At 50.2% G+C, this 16,287-nt stretch carries 19 protein-coding genes; 11 read left to right on the top strand and 8 right to left on the bottom strand.

What is annotated here, in order from left to right; translation table 11 throughout:
• Nucleotides 1-213 precede the first annotated feature (213 nt).
• The 4 genes from ABWW03_RS03065 to ABWW03_RS03080 all read left to right on the top strand — a co-directional run bounded on the left by ABWW03_RS03065 (nucleotide 214) and on the right by ABWW03_RS03080 (nucleotide 3,913).
• Nucleotides 214-1,050 (top strand): MBL fold metallo-hydrolase, encoded by an 837-nt coding sequence (locus ABWW03_RS03065; protein WP_353406285.1) that lies wholly within the window; start codon nucleotides 214-216, stop codon nucleotides 1,048-1,050.
• Nucleotides 1,051-1,150: 100 nt separating this feature from the next.
• Nucleotides 1,151-1,504 carry a VOC family protein gene (locus tag ABWW03_RS03070; protein ID WP_353406286.1) on the top strand — a complete coding sequence of 118 codons (354 nt, stop codon included), beginning with the start codon at nucleotides 1,151-1,153 and terminating at the stop codon, nucleotides 1,502-1,504.
• A gap of 135 nt (nucleotides 1,505-1,639) precedes the next feature.
• On the top strand, nucleotides 1,640-2,581 hold the full coding sequence (locus ABWW03_RS03075) for an ornithine cyclodeaminase family protein (RefSeq protein WP_353406287.1): 942 nt from the start codon (nucleotides 1,640-1,642) through the stop codon (nucleotides 2,579-2,581).
• A gap of 30 nt (nucleotides 2,582-2,611) precedes the next feature.
• Entirely contained in the window at nucleotides 2,612-3,913 is a 1,302-nt protein-coding gene (locus tag ABWW03_RS03080; protein WP_353406288.1) for an aminopeptidase P N-terminal domain-containing protein, read from the top strand.
• Between the two features lie 44 nt (nucleotides 3,914-3,957).
• On the opposite strand, the gene ABWW03_RS03085 is transcribed toward ABWW03_RS03080, so the two are convergent.
• Nucleotides 3,958-4,167, bottom strand: a complete 210-nt coding sequence (locus tag ABWW03_RS03085) for a hypothetical protein (RefSeq protein WP_353406289.1) — start codon at nucleotides 4,165-4,167, stop codon at nucleotides 3,958-3,960.
• Nucleotides 4,168-4,391: 224 nt separating this feature from the next.
• Between ABWW03_RS03085 and ABWW03_RS03090 the strand changes: the two genes are divergently transcribed.
• Entirely contained in the window at nucleotides 4,392-5,090 is a 699-nt protein-coding gene (locus ABWW03_RS03090) for a TetR/AcrR family transcriptional regulator (RefSeq protein WP_353406291.1), read from the top strand.
• 29 nt (nucleotides 5,091-5,119) lie between these two features.
• A complete protein-coding gene (locus tag ABWW03_RS03095; protein ID WP_353406292.1) occupies nucleotides 5,120-6,277 on the top strand; it encodes an aromatic ring-hydroxylating oxygenase subunit alpha in 1,158 nt (385 codons plus the stop codon).
• 6 nt (nucleotides 6,278-6,283) lie between these two features.
• Here ABWW03_RS03095 and ABWW03_RS03100 read toward each other — a convergent pair whose 3' ends face one another.
• The 7 genes from ABWW03_RS03100 to ABWW03_RS03130 form a co-directional block, all read right to left on the bottom strand.
• Nucleotides 6,284-7,000 carry an SIMPL domain-containing protein gene (locus ABWW03_RS03100; protein ID WP_353406293.1) on the bottom strand — a complete coding sequence of 239 codons (717 nt, stop codon included), beginning with the start codon at nucleotides 6,998-7,000 and terminating at the stop codon, nucleotides 6,284-6,286.
• A gap of 9 nt (nucleotides 7,001-7,009) precedes the next feature.
• Nucleotides 7,010-7,672 (bottom strand): NAD(P)H-binding protein, encoded by a 663-nt coding sequence (locus ABWW03_RS03105; protein WP_353406294.1) that lies wholly within the window; start codon nucleotides 7,670-7,672, stop codon nucleotides 7,010-7,012.
• Between the two features lie 38 nt (nucleotides 7,673-7,710).
• Entirely contained in the window at nucleotides 7,711-8,121 is a 411-nt protein-coding gene (locus ABWW03_RS03110; protein ID WP_353406295.1) for a DUF1801 domain-containing protein, read from the bottom strand.
• Nucleotides 8,102-8,692 carry a GNAT family N-acetyltransferase gene (locus ABWW03_RS03115; RefSeq protein ID WP_353406296.1) on the bottom strand — a complete coding sequence of 197 codons (591 nt, stop codon included), beginning with the start codon at nucleotides 8,690-8,692 and terminating at the stop codon, nucleotides 8,102-8,104. The genes ABWW03_RS03110 and ABWW03_RS03115 overlap by 20 nt, the downstream gene beginning before the upstream one ends.
• Nucleotides 8,637-9,047, bottom strand: coding sequence for a hypothetical protein (locus ABWW03_RS03120; RefSeq protein ID WP_353406297.1), 411 nt, complete (start codon nucleotides 9,045-9,047; stop codon nucleotides 8,637-8,639). The genes ABWW03_RS03115 and ABWW03_RS03120 overlap by 56 nt, the downstream gene beginning before the upstream one ends.
• Nucleotides 9,048-9,122: 75 nt before the next feature.
• Nucleotides 9,123-10,406 carry an NAD(P)/FAD-dependent oxidoreductase gene (locus ABWW03_RS03125; protein ID WP_353406298.1) on the bottom strand — a complete coding sequence of 428 codons (1,284 nt, stop codon included), beginning with the start codon at nucleotides 10,404-10,406 and terminating at the stop codon, nucleotides 9,123-9,125.
• Between the two features lie 9 nt (nucleotides 10,407-10,415).
• Entirely contained in the window at nucleotides 10,416-11,462 is a 1,047-nt protein-coding gene (locus ABWW03_RS03130) for a proline racemase family protein (protein WP_353406299.1), read from the bottom strand.
• A 206-nt stretch (nucleotides 11,463-11,668) separates the two neighbouring features.
• Here ABWW03_RS03130 and ABWW03_RS03135 point away from each other — a divergent pair, with 206 nt between their 5' ends.
• From ABWW03_RS03135 to ABWW03_RS03155, 5 genes are all read left to right on the top strand, one after another.
• Entirely contained in the window at nucleotides 11,669-12,670 is a 1,002-nt protein-coding gene (locus tag ABWW03_RS03135; protein ID WP_353406300.1) for a 4-hydroxyproline epimerase, read from the top strand.
• 58 nt (nucleotides 12,671-12,728) lie between these two features.
• The gene (locus ABWW03_RS03140) at nucleotides 12,729-14,234 is read left to right on the top strand and encodes an aldehyde dehydrogenase (NADP(+)) (protein WP_353406302.1); all 1,506 of its coding nucleotides are present in this window, start codon (nucleotides 12,729-12,731) and stop codon (nucleotides 14,232-14,234) included.
• Nucleotides 14,235-14,388: 154 nt separating this feature from the next.
• Nucleotides 14,389-15,045 carry a GntR family transcriptional regulator gene (locus ABWW03_RS03145; RefSeq protein WP_353406303.1) on the top strand — a complete coding sequence of 219 codons (657 nt, stop codon included), beginning with the start codon at nucleotides 14,389-14,391 and terminating at the stop codon, nucleotides 15,043-15,045.
• Between the two features lie 69 nt (nucleotides 15,046-15,114).
• On the top strand, nucleotides 15,115-15,807 hold the full coding sequence (locus tag ABWW03_RS03150) for a glycine-rich domain-containing protein (protein ID WP_353406305.1): 693 nt from the start codon (nucleotides 15,115-15,117) through the stop codon (nucleotides 15,805-15,807).
• 1 nt (nucleotide 15,808) lies between these two features.
• Nucleotides 15,809-16,081, top strand: coding sequence for a Rho-binding antiterminator (locus ABWW03_RS03155; protein WP_353406306.1), 273 nt, complete (start codon nucleotides 15,809-15,811; stop codon nucleotides 16,079-16,081).
• Nucleotides 16,082-16,287 lie beyond the last annotated feature (206 nt).

The following is a 16,287-nucleotide window of genomic DNA, read 5'->3' on the forward strand; positions in this document are numbered from 1 at the left end:
AGGTGGAGTTCTTAGAGGAGGTCAAGTAGTCATCCTATAAATCTATCCCTTGTATTCGGCCAATCCTTGCTTCCTTAGCCTGAGAGCTGGTTAATTGTATTACATATCCCCTACATATGTGTAAATTTATGCCACTGAAAAAGACGGATTTCACACTTTTGTCTCGCCAAACATGAACTAGAATAGCCAATTAGGAAAGTAAGAGATTCGAACATGCCCATCCGCCAACACTATCAACATCAACATGCCGACGGCACTTTGGTCGAAGGAGTCAGAGTGGGTCGCCTTAACGGGGGCGTGACCTCTAATTTTATTGTTTATCGCATTGGCAGTGTGCTTGTTGATTGCGGTCCCTCGAACCAGTGGCGGCATGTAAAAAGCTTTTTGGAATCTGGTCCGTCGATAGAACAACTGTGGCTAACCCATCACCATGAAGATCACAGCGGCAATGCCTCGCGGGTTGGCCGCAAGTATGGCTTAGTCCCCAAAGCACCGATTCAAGCCCAGCAAAAACTCGCACGAGGGTTTCGAATTCCAGCCATTCAGCAACTGACCTGGGGAAAACCTCAACGGGTTATTACTGAACCTCTGGCCGAAAAGGAGTACCTGGCCAATGGCGATGAGGCCATTGCCATACATACACCTGGGCACGCCAAAGACCTCACCTGTTTTTATTTACCTAAACAACGCTGGTTTTTCAGCGGCGATCTGTACTTGGCACGCGCGCTTAAATACATGCGCTCCGACGAAAATCTGATGGAGTTAATGCTGAGTTTGAAAAAAGTGCTGACGCTGGACATAGAGGTCGTCTTTTGCCCCCATCGCGGGATCGACGAAGCAGGAAAAGCCGGCATGCAGGACAAACTCAATTATCTAATCGAGCTCTGCAAGAATGCCCAACGGAACCAAGCGCAAGGTCTGTCTCTCGCAGAAAATACGTTCCAGATTCTGGGCAAACCTGAAATGATGGATAAGGTCAGCCGTGGCAATTTCAGCAAAGCCAATCTCATACGACAGGCCCTGTCAGTAGACTTGCAAAGCATTGGTTGAATCTCTTTCTGCGCGAACCGCAAGTCGCTACCATACCCACTGATTTTAACTACAGGAACCCTCAAGCAGCGGTTCCTAAGCGGTGTCAGCAAGGTAGCCTATGAAAAAACATCAACAAATCAATTATATTGAAATGCCTAGCCAAGATCTCGAAAAGACCAAGGCCTTCTTCCATTCTGCTTTCGGCTGGACCTTTCAGGATTATGGCCCGGATTACTGCGACTTTCATCAAGAGGGCATCGATGGTGGTTTCTATCGCATTGATATGGCCATGAGTCAGGAAGCAGGCAGTGCGTTAGTTGTGCTGTATAGCGAGAATCTTGAGGCCAGTGAAAAGGCCGTTATCAAGGCCGGTGGTGACATCAGCAAGCCTTGTTTCGATTTTCCTGGCGGCCGTCGCTTCCATTTCCGCGAGCCCTGCGGCAATGAGTTTGCGATCTGGTCCGAATCCTAAAACGCATCGACATCCGCACAGTGGGTCAGGGCCGAAAGCCTGGCCCGTTTTCACTCCCAATCAGACCTCGATCGTTTATTTTGTCCAGACAACTCTTGTATACTGTATACAATTTACAGTAATGAGAGTCAGTCCATGGATTTTATCGATCAGCAGGCCATTGACCGCGCCTTACCCTTTGAGGATTTGGTGAATGCCCTTCAGAAGGCTTTTGCCAGCGATATTGAGACCCCTCTGCGCAATCACTATGACATTCCTAATCCTGAGAGCAGCCGGGAAACCACCTTGTTGATGATGCCCTCCTGGCAGGCGGGCAGTGATATAGGAATTAAGCTGGTCACAGTAACCCCGGAGAGCTACAAGTTTGACCTTCCCTCCATTCAAGGCACCTACGTCCTGTTTGATGCTGTTCGGGGCTGCGTCAAAGCCACCATGGATGCACCGGCCCTGACGGCCAAACGCACGGCCGCTGCGTCCGCACTGGCGAGTCGCTTTATGTCGCGCCCGGATAGCCGAAAACTGCTGATGGTCGGCACTGGCACCCTGTCGAGCCAGCTCATTCGCGCACATGCCAGCGTTCGCCCGATTGAGGATGTCATCATCTGGGGGCGCAACCCGGAAAAAGCCCAGGCCATTGCCGAGCTGGACAATCTTTCGGGCTTTAATATTCAAGTTGCCGATGACCTGAATCAGGCCGTCAGTGAGGCAGACATTATTTCAGTGGCCACCATGAGCAAAGAGCCCCTGATCATGGGTGAGTGGCTGCAGGAAGGTCAACATCTGGATTTGGTCGGGGCCTATCGCCCCGATATGCGCGAAGCCGATGACGATTGCATCCGCCGCAGCCGTATCGTTGTCGACAATTACACCGGCGCCTGCAAAGAAACCGGCGATATCGCCACACCGTTGGCCAACGGCGTTTTGCAGCAGGAAGACATCTGCGCAGATCTGTTTCAACTCTGCCGACAGGAACGCGCCTTCCTTCGCAATGATAAAGACATTACGCTGTTTAAGTCAGTTGGACATGCCCTGGAAGATCTTGCTGCCGCCCAGCTGGTCGTAAAAAGTTTAGCCTAAGACACAAACAAATGTGGTTTGGAAAGCACTATGAACATTGATTACAAAGCGCGCCGAGAATTGTTGCTGACCGAAATCGAAGCCGATTCTGTGGTCATTCTGGTTGGGAACACTGAAAAGGTGCGTAATAAAAACATTACCTACAATTTTCGCCAGGACAATGATTTCTACTATTTAACAGGCTTTGCCGAACCCGATGCAGTTGCGGTTCTGCGCCCTAACTCCAACCAACCCTTTGTGCTGTTTAATCTGCCTAAGGACAAAGCAGCAGAGATTAATTTTGGCCATCGTTGTGGCCAAACAATGGCGGCTGAACGTTATGACTGCGACGCAGCGTATGATATCGCCGAGCTTGAACAGCGCCTGCCTGAGCTGCTGGGACAGCGCCAGCATGTTTATCTATCCGACGAGCTGGGCCGTTTTGAAGATCGAATCTTCAGCTGGATCAACCAACAGCGGCGTGGTGCGAGATTCGACGAAACAAAAGTTTTTCGCAGCCTGCATTCGATTCTGCCCTTCATTCATGAACGTCGTATCATTAAGGACGACGCCGAACTCGCTCGCATTCGCCAAGCAGTTACGGCTTCGGTCGACGGGCACAAAACCGTCATGAAACAAGCTCGCGCGGGCATTAACGAACAGCAATTAGCCGGCGCTTTTTTTGGCAAAGTGTCTGAATACGGCTGCCAGGATGTGGGCTACCCTACTATTTTGGCCAGCGGAAATAACGCCTGCTGCCTGCACTACACTGAAAATAACGACGTGCTCCAGGACGGGCAAATCTTACTGATTGATGCCGGTGGTGATTTTCAATATTACACGGCCGACATCACTCGCAGCTTTCCTGTCAATGGCCGCTTCAGTGATACACAAAAAGCCGTATACAAGGTGGTATTGGCCGCGCTCGATAATGCCATCGCTCTGGTGAAACCCGGCACACCATGGAACCACCTCTACGAAACTGCCATGGCCACTCTGGCACAAGGGCTTATCGATCTGGGCATTCTCCGTTGCAGTATGGAAGAAGCTTTGGAGAAAGAACTCTACAAGCCTTACAGCATTCATAAAACCGGCCACTGGATGGGCCTGGATGTTCATGATGTTGGGCGCTACAAACATCACAATGAGTGGAAAACATTGCAAGCGAATATGGTATTTACTATTGAGCCAGGATTGTATTTCCCCGCCCACGATAACCAAGTTGCGCCGGAATTTCGCGGCATGGGCATTCGAGTTGAAGACGACATCCTAGTGACCGCCGACGGCCACGAAAATCTTTCAGCAGGCGCCCCAAGAACCGTAGAGGAGATTGAAGCCTGGATGGCTTCATAATCGATGTTCAAATGCGCTGCCGCATAGGCAGCGCACTAAATAGCTTACAGCGGTTTTTTACGAGCGGTCGGTACCGCCGGTCTCGCGAGTTCAAGTGCAAAATCGGATTCCATTTGCCCCAGCCAAACCAATAATTCCACAATCAGGCCTACCATCACCAAAAGCACCAGGCCCTGTCGAAAACCAAGGGCAAAGCAAACCGCCCCCAATACGGAAATCCCCATCAGCAACAGTAAACGGTATTTGAAATTCATGCTGTTACATCCTTTTTTGCCTTTTGTCGCCATGACCTCACCGCGCTCATAGACGAATAACGGCCACATAGCTAAAAAACTGAGCCTGACTGCAACAAACGTCAATTTAGCCCAAAAAAGTGGCAGAAACTCAGCTTGCCGCCTATATTTTAATGAGTAATACTCACTAAAAATCGATATACAGCCATTTTACTGGCACTTAACTGAACATTGACCAAACCATTATGAGCGCTACTCAGATAGAAAAACGCAGCCAGTCACAGCGTCGGGAAGCCACCCGGCAGGCCATTCTTGAGGCCTGTAAAGCCATCATGAGCGAAGAGGATTTTGCCAATAGCAAAACCAGTACCATCGCCAAGCGCGCGGGAGTCGCCGAAGGCACAGTGTTCCTTCATTTTGAAAACAAGCAGGGGCTTTTGCGGGCCCTGATTGATGAGGTCTTCGCGACGATACACACCAACATTGAAATGATTCAGCAAGCTCACAGCTGCCCCAAAAGGCGGTTAAGAGCAATGGCCGAGGACTATATCCAGCAGCTGGAGGCTCAATGGCCACTCGCCAGGCTGGTCGTGGGCAATCATGCGCGCTATGGAGATGAACAGACTCAACAAGCCCTGCATCGCCACAACCGACGATACACCCAGCTTTTTGTTGATGCCTTTGAGGATATCAGCCAAGAGGAAATCGACGGTCATATTCCAAGCCCGGTGTTTCGTGACGCGCTGTTCGGTGCAATAGAACATTTTGCCATCGCCAACTTCAACACCGGTAAGGCCCACGACAGTGCACAATTTTTGGAGCAACTTTGGCAGTTATTATTCCGAGGCGTGCTCAGCCGCGAGCACTCAACAAACAACCAGAGTTCTGATCTCGACCACATCGATCAAAAACTTGACCGGTTGCTCAACAAGCTCGATGCCTGACATCACCCCAACATAACAAGGAGCCTGATATGTCCGACCCCAGACACGATATTTTTTCCGAACTGATCGCCAAAACCAGAGAAGGGGATTTAGGCAACATGGACGCCTGCGGAGAAATTGAGGCGAAAATCTATCATTGCGAAGAGGTGTTCAAGGACGAGCAAAACACCATCTTTCGTGACGGGGCTTTTATTGTCGGTCATCACACCATGTTGAAAGAAGCCGGTGATCACATGGCATTCGATCACCTGGGGCAGCCCATTATTTTAACCCGCGCTCGCGACGGCAAAATCAGAGCATTCTTAAACGCCTGTCGCCACCGCGGCGTTCGTCTGGTCGATGGAGAAGAAGTTAAACGGCGTCCCAGCATGGTTTGCCCATACCACAACTGGGCCTATGGCATGGATGGAAAGCTAATCGCCGTACCTCTGGAAGAATCCTTTCCTCATCTTGATAAAACGTGTCGAAGCCTGAAGGCACTGCCTTGCGAAGTACGCCATGGTTTTATTTGGGTAAACCCCAACCCGGAAGGGTCATTAGATCTGGACAAACACCTGGGTGATATTGGCAACGATCTGGAGGCGTTTAACATCGATGGTGAGGTGTTCTTTAAACAATCATTAAAACGCAAGAAAACCAATTGGAAACTCATTGTCGACGCGTTCCTTGATGGTTACCACGTAAAGCGCTTGCATAAAAATACCGTAGGGCCTCTCTTTATTGATTGCGCCGCGGTCAGCGAGGCGAAGGGGGTTCATATTCGTTCCACTGTGGGGCGCAATGAATTGGTAGACGCATTTGATTTAAACGACACTGACTGGGATTATCGCCATCACTGCACGTTTGCATACCAGATTTTTCCCAACACAACGCTGATTTTCCACCCGGACTACAGCAGCATTTTATCGGTGTACCCCATCGCGCCCGATGAAACTCTGGTCAATCACATTTGTCTGATCCCGGCCGAACCCAAAAATGAAGCCGAGCACGCTCATTATGAACGCGCTTTCGATATCATTGAGAACGGCGTGTTCGAAGCCGAAGACTTTTTTGTTTGTGAGCAGGCTCAAAAGGGGATCGCTACCGGCGCCAACGATACGTTTATTATTGGTGGACACGAAGCCAGCTTGCAATACTTCCACAACATCCTGCAAGAACAGATTCGTCAGAAGCAACAACAGGCTTGAGAATAACTAGTCTGACAAGTAGTACTCAACCGTCGATACGACTCGTATCTTTTTAATGTGCGGGTTATTGCGGTCTCGATCCTGGATCGAAAACTGCCCCTGACTTGCTCTTTTGATTTTACCCAAGCGGCTGTTGGAATCGGCCGCAAACTTTTCGGCAACCTGCCGAGCGTTTTTTGTCGATTCCTCAATCATGGCTGGCTTGATGTCATTGAGCTGATTAAAAATATACTCTGGGCGACTGTCGTAGTGATCGCCCCTTAACACCACACCTTGCTTGCCCAACTCACTGATGGCTCCCATCATGCCACGAACGTTGCTTAGCTGTTCGCTATAAACTGTCACCGTTTGTGTGCCCACGAAGCGAAACGGAGAGCGCTCATTACCGTACTGCTGTGCTGACTTATCCGTAACGGCAGGCGCAGACACACTCACCTCTTCAGCTTGAATACCGCGCTCGACTAGAAATCCTCGAACCACAGCGGCATGTTCATCCAGCTTTTGGTACAGATCTTCAAGACTATTACTTGCCGCTGAGTATTGAATCGGCCAGATGACAATATTCGCAGGCAACTCTCGCTCCGCCAGCCCTTTGACTCGAACCAAGCGCTCATATTCTTTAACTTTCACTGCCGACTGCCCGAGCAGATACCCCAGAGCAACCAGGCCGATACAGAGTAGCGCACCAAGAATCAAAGCACTGCTGCGACGATTTGCCATCATAATCTTCCTTTAAGTGAGTGTGAAAATCTCATCAAGACGATAGACCTCAGATGCACCGGTTTGGTTCTCCACCAGATAAAGCAGAGCATCAGCCACTTGGCTTCCCGCGATAGGTCGATAGCGTTTCAGGATACCCAAGGCATTCAGCCAGTTAAGGGCACTCTCACCCAGGCTTTCACCCAAGCGATGATGCTCTCTTTTTCCAACCAGTAGAGAAGGCTGCAAGATCGACAGTTTGTCAAAATTTAAGGCGTGTACCGCCAGTTCCAATTCACCTTTCATTTTCATATAGGCACTGGCACTTTTCGCATCAGCGCCTGATGAAGACACCAGCAATAGGTGCTTTACGCCAGCAGCCCTCGCCAACTCAGCAGCGTGCCGCTGGTAGTCATAATCAACGACTCTCTGGGCCTCAATAGAACCCGCCTGCTTACGGGTCGTTCCGAGGCAACTGAAAAAGCAGTCGACATTGAACACCGCAGCGTGATCCGCTAAGTGATCGAAATCCAGTACGATATTATCAACGTTACCGGGGCAGTCTTCGATCGGCCGTCGACTGAGTGCCACAATGCGTCCATAGCCAGGAGCCTTGGCTATTTTCATGAGCAAGGCGCGCCCCACCAATCCTGTTGCACCAATAACCAGCGCCGACTTGAGTTTATCCGGCATCATACTCACCTAATATGGCTCTCACCTAATATGACTCTCACCTAGTCGTACTTCTTACTCATGGCAGTGTATGAGCGTGTGATCAGTTCTTTCAGCACCGCCTCATCAACTGCCTTTAATGAGCTGATGTATAAACAGGATTTTCCCAGTTTGTGCTTTCCTAACTTCGCAAGAAGCGCGTCGTATTCAGAAAAACCGTTCATAATATAAATCGAGAAGTTTTGTTTCCTCGGTGAGAATCCAGTTTTAAACCAGCGGCCTCCTGCACCAGTGTTTTGGTATTCGTAAGCCCCAAAACCAACAATTGCGCTACCCCATACCGTGACTTTTTCACCCGTGATCGTTTTCATCATCTTGATCAGGCGTTTGGTATCTTCAAGTTTCTTTTCCGGCACACTGGCCATGAACTCCGCCAAACTGATTTGTCCGGCTTTAGTTTTCAGTTCCGACATCAGACACCTCCTGTTTAAAGGTAAACGTCAAGCGCACCATATCCAAACAATCGATACCGTTCTCAATAATGCTCTCGGGGTAATCCGAAAAGTAATCCGGAAGAATGTGATGAAGACGAAAACCCATTTTTTGATAAAGCGCCAGTTGCGACAAGCTGGAATTGCCGGTACCAATCCACAACGCTTTCAGCTCAGCTCGCTTGCTGACATCAATGCAATGTTGAATCAGTTGTTTCGCCAAACCTTTGCCCTGATGATCTGGGTTCACAGCAATATTAATCAGTTCAGCCTCGCCTTTTGTTAGGCCCAGCTTTTCTCCATAGGCACACTCAGCACCAAGCAACAGTGCCAGAGCGATTGGCAAGCCATTGCTATGGATCGCAAAGATTCGACAATCGGGTAAGTAAGCGGAAATGACTTCTCGATCAGGGTCAGCCATGAACATCAGTGCCCAGTGGGCCTCATTCAAGTCGTGGATCTGGCATTCGACAATGCTCATTGAATTCACAGACAGCTCAAGATTCAGCATGGCGGCTGCGCCATTGCCAAAACCCCAGTAAACCGCGAGCACAAACCAATGCCCCCAAACCATTCAATAGGGCACCACCATAACGCCAATAGTCCGAAGGCCATAAACTCGGATCTTGTGTGTAAGCAGGAATGACCGCGGAGCTCGCCAGAAACATTAATATGGCTGTCGCAAACATATACAGATAGGGCCAACGCCACACCCCCAGAGCAATCGCACATGCAAATCCCAACAGCACCGCTATCGCGCTCACAGAGGCCGTCGGTCCTAAGGCAGGCTCACCGTTCGATAATAAAATCAGGCCCGCAATATTCCAGACGATGCACAGCATCAAGTAATTAAATTGATAGGCGAGATTGGACTTGATAACGCTGAACAACGAAGCGCTTGGGCTCATAATGACTTCCTTTTCTGCCAGCTTACTAGCAACTGGCAGACGCAATCAAGCCCGGGCGAAATGCACCGGAAAGACCTAGTTGAAGCGGGCGATTGAATAGGGCTGAAGCTCAATATCGCTGCTTTCACCGGAAATATCTTGCGCCAACAGCTTCCCGGCAACCGCTCCCCAAGTCAATCCCAAATGCTGATGACCAAAATTGAAATAGATACGTTTGTGGTTCGGCGCTTTCCCCATAACAGGAACAGAATCCGGCAGCGAGGGGCGACAACCCATCCAACGTTCATGGTGATCCTGCACTCGGAATTTCTCCAAGGCCTCATTGTTCAGAAGTGCCTTCGCGTGAGGCAATAACATATCCGCTCGACTGTAGTCCGGCGCCGCATCCAGGCCCGCAAACTCAACCGTACCGGCAAGACGAAGGCCGCCTGACATCGGTGTCATAATGAATTTGCGCTCAGCCGACGCCACCGGTCGACTCAGAATACGATGTTCAGGCACCATCAGATGATAACCTCGCTCCGTATCCAGAGGCACACGATAACCCAGCTGACGAGCGAAAGGTTTGGACCAGGCACCGGAACTGATCAAAATTTTACCAAAGAACAAATCCTTATGGACCTGCTCGTCTTCAGCCGATACGACGCTCACCTTTACGGACGTTTGAAACTCGGTAATCTTTTCAGCGCTCACGGTATGAAAGGTGCCACCTTGTTCCAAGAAATAATCGGCCAACTTCCGACACAGCGTGGCAGGGTCATGACAATGCCCAACGTCGCTGAAATACAGGCAAGCACTTACCGAATCTCCCAAAGCCGGTTCCAAATGTAAAGCTTCCGCTCGTGTCAGGTATTCAACAGCAACACCTTCTGCCTGAAACGCCGCCAGCTGTTTCTTAATGTCTGCCTCAGCGGTTTTCTCAAAAGTCAGTAAGCTTCCAGACAATTGCAACTCACCCTTCAAACCACACACGCCCAACAGTTCCTGATAACAGGGTATTGCTCGTTCATTCAGCTGACGAATCAAGTGCGAATTGTGTCTCGCGCGACTGGGCAACATATTCCATAGAAAACGCAAAAACCAAGGCAAGGCTCTCAGGAAATAAGCGGGCCGAACTCGAAACGGGCCCTTCGGATCGAGTAATATTTTTGGCAGCTGGGGCAATAACGCAGGGTCCGCGAGAGGGAAAACCTGTTCACTGGCAAAATGCCCGGCATTGCCAGACGACGCTTGTGTCCCCAAACCTTTCGGATCCAACAAGGTGACTTGAAAACCACGACGCTGCAATTCGATTGCCGAGCAGATTCCGATAATACCGGCACCAAGGATGCCCACTTTTTTAACGACCATAGTATGCATATCGCGTGATTATCGAATTAAAAACCCGTGTTTCAATGGATCATCCATGTCCACCAGAAACTGATTCACACCGGTGATAAATGCGGTGCCAAACACCCTCGGAATCACGGCGGCCTTACCGGCGAAATCCAACTCCTCAGCAATTTCGACCTGCATGGCGCTTCCGATAATACTTTCAATATTGATGCGTTCACCCACACTGACTTCACCGCGGTGGCGCAGCAGAGCGATTCTCGCACTCACTCCGGTGCCGGTAGGTGAGCGATCCACTTCGCCATCGGCAAAAATGCAGACATGGCGGGAATGACTGCTTTCGTCATTGGTTTTTCTGGACGTAAAAATAGTGCCGTAGAGAAAACCCAAATCTTCTTCGGTCGGATGCACTAACGGATAATCAGCCATCACGGCATGCTTGATCGCACGCCCCAATTGAATCAACTGCTCGGCATTTTCAGGGCCACAAGCCACATCAATGGCATCGGCATCGACGTAGGCATAATAGGCACCACCATAAGCAATGTCATATCTCACCTCGCCAAAGCCGGGTACAGTAACAGTGCGATCACATACCTCGACAAACGATTCCACATTGTCAAAGCTCACCGCCAACTCACCCTGATCATTACGCTCGGCATAGGCAGTAATTTTTCCCGCAGGGGCATCGATACCAATGGTGCGCTTGCTGCTTGTAGCCACCTCCAAGTTGGCGTACTCAGCGGCCATGGTGACGGCTGCGATAATGCCGTGGCCACACATACTGGAATAGCCCTCGTTGTGCATAAACAAGATGCCGAAGTCTGACCCTTCGGTTGTGGGCTCGGTCAATAGAGCGCCGTACATATCCGCATGCCCGCGTGGCTCATACATCAGTACCTGGCGCAGATGATCCAGCTCGGACTGCAAATAACGACGCTTTGCCAAAATATTATCACCCGGCACCTCAGGGTAACCGTCTAGGATTATACGCAACGGCTCACCCTCAGTATGGGCATCAATGGTTGTAAGGCTTTGAAATTTCTTAATTTTCTCCTGCTGGAGAGACAATTTAAAACTCATAGGGAAAACGCCAGGAAAGAAAAGTGATTGTTATTGTATACAATATACACTATATTTCAATTCGTTCATTGGCCCCGCTAAGGCCCCGTCCTGCCCAGATCTTTAGCCGCAGGCAAACTCGCCTTTTTCACGCGGCCAGAAACCCGTTCGCTTGGTCATAGATAAGTGATGACCCACGTTTAATACGCTTGATTAAGGCCGAATACATGCGCAAAGGCACGTTTTTTTGCATCGATGCTCATACATGTGGCAACCCGGTTCGTCTGGTGACCTCAGGTCATCCAACTCTGGCCGGCAGCAATATGAGTGAGAAACGACAGGATTTCCTCAACAATCACTATTGGATTCTGGAATCCCTGATGTTCGAACCCCGCGGTCATGACATGATGTCAGGATCGTTTTTATATCCGCCCTGCAGTGACAATGCCGATGCTTCGATCCTGTTTATTGAAACTTCCGGCTGCTTGCCAATGTGCGGTCATGGCACCATTGGTACGGTAACGGCGGCATTAGAATCCGGCCTGTTACAAGCCAGGACTCCGGGGCAATTAATACTCGACGTCCCTGCCGGTCAAATTCGCGTAGAGTACGAACAGAAAGACGGCAAGGTCGACTGGGTAAAAATATACAATATCGCTTCCTATCTGGCTCACCAGGACATTCTTATTGATGTTCCCGGTATTGGTGAACTGAAGGTCGACATTTCCTACGGCGGAAACTACTACATCATTGTCGAGCCGCAGGAAAATTACCCGGGTCTGGAAAACTGGTCCGCGGCAAAGGTCTTACAATTCAGCCCAATCATTCGAGACATCATCAACGACACTGTCGAGTGTGTACATCCGGACGACGCCAGTGTGTGTGGGGCCTCACATTTACTCTGGACCGGCAAACCTCAGAAAGCAGGTTCTGATGGCGCCAATGCGGTTTTTTATGGCGACAAGGCCATCGACCGTTCACCCTGTGGCACCGGCACCAGCGCACGCATGGCTCAACTCTACGCACGCGGTGAACTCAGCGTCGGCCAAGAATTTACCCATGAGAGCATTATTGGCAGTCAATTCGTTGGCAAAGTCGAAGCGGCGACTGAAATTGCCGGGCGCCCCGCCATGATGCCAAGCATTAAAGGATGGGCAAAAGTGTTCGGTAAAAATTGCATTACCGTCGATGATGACGACCCCTATGCTTTTGGCTTCCAAGTAACATAATTTTATCTTTTAGCAGCTTAATGGCCTTAAGAGGCCTATTGAAAAACAGGAATCATTTATGAGTATTAGTGGCAAAAGTCTGGTTGCTGGCGTTTGGTTAGGTAACGAAGCTGAAGGGCAGTTTCAGGCTTACAATCCTCTAGCCGGCGAGAACCTTGAGCAGCGTTATTTCAATGCCAGCCGCAAGGAGATCGACCAAGCGGCCTTGCAAGCCGAGGCAGCGTTCCCCAGCTTTAGCCAATTGCACGTTGAGCAACGCGCGCAGTTTTTGGACACCATCGGTGAAGAAATCCTGGCCCTGGGTGACGAGCTTCTCGATACGACGGCCCAGGAAACTGGCCTGCCCATGATGCGTTTGCAGGGTGAACGCATGCGTACGGTAAATCAGTTGAAGATGTTCGCCCAGTTCATTCGTGAACAGGCGGATGCGGAAGTTCTTGATGAAGCCGATCCAGCGCGCGAACCACTACCCAAACCAGAAACCCGTCTGCGCCATATTGCACTGGGCCCAGTTGCCGTATTTGGAGCATCAAATTTCCCATACGCTTTTTCAACCGCTGGAGGCGACACCGCTTCTGCATTGGCCGCAGGCTGCCCGGTAGTGGTTAAAGGCCACCCGGCTCACCCAGGCACCTCAGAGCTGGTCGCCCAGGCCATTGACAAAGCGATCCGTAAATGTGAACTGCACAGTGGTGTATTTTCATTGGTACAGAGCAGTCGCCCCGAGGCCAGTATTGAACTCGTGCAACATCCGGCGATTCAGGCAGTTGGCTTTACTGGTTCAATTCGTGTCGGCCAGTTATTGCAAAAAGCTTGCTGGGAACGCCGCCAGAACATTCCGTTTTATGGCGAGCTGGGGGCAGTAAACCCGCAAGTAGTGATGCCGGCTATGGCCAGCGAAAGCGCTCAGAATATCGCACAAGGTTTGGTGGATTCTCTGGTGCTAAGCAATGGTCAGTTTTGTACCAATCCCGGTTTGTGGCTGGTGCCTGAGTCGGCCAATGATTTCCGTCAAGCCGCCAGTGAAGCGATCCGTAATGCCAGCACCACCGCCTTACTGACCCAGGGCATCAGCGCCGCCTACAGTGCCGCCACGATTAAACTGGCGCAAGCCGATGGCGTTGAACTGCTCGCCAGCAATGAAGTCGAACAGGCTCACTTTTCAGCCGCAAAATTGTTCAACACCAGTGCCAACCAGTTTTTAGCCAATCGAGAGCTGCATGAAGAGGTCTTCGGTCCTGCGGCGCTGATCGTGAGCTATCGCAATGACGAAGAACTTCAACAGGTCATTGCGTCTCTCGAAGGTCAGCTAACAGCCAGTATTCACGGCCTGGAACAAGACCTGGCCCAAGCCCAAGCCCTAAGCCAACAGCTGGCTCACAAGGTTGGACGCTTGATTTACAACCAAATGCCAACGGGTGTTGAGGTGTGCTACTCCATGAACCACGGAGGCCCATTCCCTTCATCGACCGATGTCCGCAGCACCTCAGTGGGTGCCGAAGCCTATCACCGCTTTGTGCGCCCCATCTGCTACCAGAACGCACCTGCGCATTTATTGGGCTAACGCCCACGATACCGTTCCTTTTTCCTGTAGTGTTTGGCCAGCTTGTCTGGCCTTTTTTTTAGGCTAAGCGGCCTGTTTTTTGCGGAACACTTAACCGTTATACTATGCCTCAGTCAGCGCTCGCTAGCGCCCAAGATAACAACCGAGAAGCCTAATGGCCATTGTGCACAAAACCCGTAGCCAGCTGGTGGTGGAATCCATCCGCGAAAAGATCCTGAACGGCGAGATCAAATCCGGTGAACCTTTGCGTCAGGCCGCCCTGGCAGAAGAGCTGAACGTCAGCCGGATTCCCGTGCGCGAAGCCCTGTTGCAACTCGAAGGCGAAGGACTCGTGCACTTTGAGCCCCACAAAGGGGCTACGGCGACTGAAGTGTCCGCCGAACAGGTAGACGAATTGTTCGAGCTGCGTGCCATGCTGGAAGCGGAATTGCTCAAGCATGCTTTTGACTCCCTAACCGAAGACGACTTCGTAAAAGCTGAGTACATCCTTGACCGGCTGGCCAAACAGGACGACGAGAATACCCAGAGCCACAGCGGCGAATTGAATCTGGATTTTCACCAACATCTGTATCAAAAAGCGAAACGCCCACAAACTCAGGAAATGGTGCGCACTTTGAACAAAAGTGCCGATCGCTATGTGCGTATGCATCTGATGTTGGCGGGTGGTTTTACTACCGCCGCCCAGGAACACCGAAAAATTCTGGAGCTGTGCCGTGCCGGAAAACGCGCCGAGGCCTGTGAATTTTTGCAACAGCATATTCTGAATGCTAAAGAAGACATCAAAGCCCTACTGTTAAAAATGGAAGCTTAGGGCGGCTTCCCAAACACCACCCCAAACATTCAAACTTAGGGAAGAGCGTCACCGACCGCGAGGGCAATAATGGATTTCAAACTGCTCATACTCATTATTCCCGCGCTTCTTGCCGGCTATTTGTATTATCAAATTCGCCTGCAACAACAAAGAAAATACATCGGTCACTTCCGATTTAATTCTCTAATCGCGAAAAAGATTAAAACCCAGTATCCCCACTTGAGTGACGAGGATGTGGCGAGGGTATTTTCAGCATTGCGTGACTACTTTACTCTTTGCCATATGGCCAAACAGAAAATGGTGGCTATGCCCTCGCAAGTGGTCGACCTTGCCTGGCATGAGTTTATCCTCATTACTCGCTCTTACCAGTCCTTTTGCCAAAGGGCTTTTGGCCGCTTCTTGCATCACAACCCCAGTGAGGTCATGTCCAGTCCGGTGCGCGCGCAGGAAAGTATTAAGCGAGCTTGGCGCCTGGCCTGTGCCCAGAAAAATATTGATCCGGCAAGACCTTCTCAACTCCCACTGCTGTTTTCCATCGATGCAACGCTTAAAATCGAGGATGGTTTTCACTACAGCCTGGATTGCAAACGCAAAGCCAACACAAAGGTGGACAGCAACAAAACCTACATCGATTATTGTGCAGCACATATTGCCTGTGCATCGGGTTGCTCTGGCACTTCAGGAAACACAAGCACAGAAAGCTCCGGCTTGTTTTCCGGAAGTACCGACAGCGGATGCAGCGGCGGTTGTGGAGGCGACTAAGATGCTGTCTTGTCAAATTTATGACGTATTGGAACTGTGTTGCATCTATCATCTGGCCATCAAAGTAGAACTCGTCAGTGGGCAGTGTATTCACGGCGTCCCAAGTGATATTGCAAAGGACGACAACGGCGAGGAAGTGCTTGAAATTCTGTTACACGCTGTACCCAGCAAAATGAAGCATCCGATAAAACTTAAACACATTGTGTCTATTGAAGCACTGGTACAGAATCCCCACTTTGATAAAGTAGAGTTCCTCCCGGATACCCCAAAATAATTGCCATGATCATTCCAAAAGGGAACGTTGTTTTTCAGGAAGGTTCAAAAGCCCATAAATACCTTACGGAAATTTATGATGGACTGGCTTAAAAATTTGGCTGTTATAATACTTGGTTTTGGTATTTTGCTCACCAGTATTTGGCATCTATACTTGGAAGGCTATCAAAAGCATCGTATCCTTCAAGAGACCAATCGGCTTACGGC

The sequence above is a fragment of the Pseudoteredinibacter isoporae genome, assembly GCF_040372805.1.
Lineage (GTDB): Bacteria > Pseudomonadota > Gammaproteobacteria > Pseudomonadales > Cellvibrionaceae > Pseudoteredinibacter > Pseudoteredinibacter isoporae_A.

What these genes read in the sequence shown, in the direction of transcription:
- ABWW03_RS03070 (WP_353406286.1), top strand. Translation starts at nt 1,151, where the DNA reads ATGAAAAAACATCAACAAATCAATTATATTGAAATGCCTAGCCAAGAT.
- ABWW03_RS03110 (WP_353406295.1), bottom strand. Translation starts at nt 8,121, where the DNA reads ATGTCGGAACTGAAAACTAAAGCCGGACAAATCAGTTTGGCGGAGTTC.
- ABWW03_RS03080 (WP_353406288.1), top strand. Translation starts at nt 2,612, where the DNA reads ATGAACATTGATTACAAAGCGCGCCGAGAATTGTTGCTGACCGAAATC.
- ABWW03_RS03120 (WP_353406297.1), bottom strand. Translation starts at nt 9,047, where the DNA reads ATGAGCCCAAGCGCTTCGTTGTTCAGCGTTATCAAGTCCAATCTCGCC.
- ABWW03_RS03095 (WP_353406292.1), top strand. Translation starts at nt 5,120, where the DNA reads ATGTCCGACCCCAGACACGATATTTTTTCCGAACTGATCGCCAAAACC.
- ABWW03_RS03145 (WP_353406303.1), top strand. Translation starts at nt 14,389, where the DNA reads ATGGCCATTGTGCACAAAACCCGTAGCCAGCTGGTGGTGGAATCCATC.
- ABWW03_RS03075 (WP_353406287.1), top strand. Translation starts at nt 1,640, where the DNA reads ATGGATTTTATCGATCAGCAGGCCATTGACCGCGCCTTACCCTTTGAG.
- ABWW03_RS03130 (WP_353406299.1), bottom strand. Translation starts at nt 11,462, where the DNA reads ATGAGTTTTAAATTGTCTCTCCAGCAGGAGAAAATTAAGAAATTTCAA.
- ABWW03_RS03155 (WP_353406306.1), top strand. Translation starts at nt 15,809, where the DNA reads ATGCTGTCTTGTCAAATTTATGACGTATTGGAACTGTGTTGCATCTAT.
- ABWW03_RS03105 (WP_353406294.1), bottom strand. Translation starts at nt 7,672, where the DNA reads ATGATGCCGGATAAACTCAAGTCGGCGCTGGTTATTGGTGCAACAGGA.
- ABWW03_RS03135 (WP_353406300.1), top strand. Translation starts at nt 11,669, where the DNA reads ATGCGCAAAGGCACGTTTTTTTGCATCGATGCTCATACATGTGGCAAC.
- ABWW03_RS03150 (WP_353406305.1), top strand. Translation starts at nt 15,115, where the DNA reads ATGGATTTCAAACTGCTCATACTCATTATTCCCGCGCTTCTTGCCGGC.
- ABWW03_RS03090 (WP_353406291.1), top strand. Translation starts at nt 4,392, where the DNA reads ATGAGCGCTACTCAGATAGAAAAACGCAGCCAGTCACAGCGTCGGGAA.
- ABWW03_RS03085 (WP_353406289.1), bottom strand. Translation starts at nt 4,167, where the DNA reads ATGAATTTCAAATACCGTTTACTGTTGCTGATGGGGATTTCCGTATTG.
- ABWW03_RS03125 (WP_353406298.1), bottom strand. Translation starts at nt 10,406, where the DNA reads ATGCATACTATGGTCGTTAAAAAAGTGGGCATCCTTGGTGCCGGTATT.
- ABWW03_RS03100 (WP_353406293.1), bottom strand. Translation starts at nt 7,000, where the DNA reads ATGATGGCAAATCGTCGCAGCAGTGCTTTGATTCTTGGTGCGCTACTC.
- ABWW03_RS03140 (WP_353406302.1), top strand. Translation starts at nt 12,729, where the DNA reads ATGAGTATTAGTGGCAAAAGTCTGGTTGCTGGCGTTTGGTTAGGTAAC.
- ABWW03_RS03065 (WP_353406285.1), top strand. Translation starts at nt 214, where the DNA reads ATGCCCATCCGCCAACACTATCAACATCAACATGCCGACGGCACTTTG.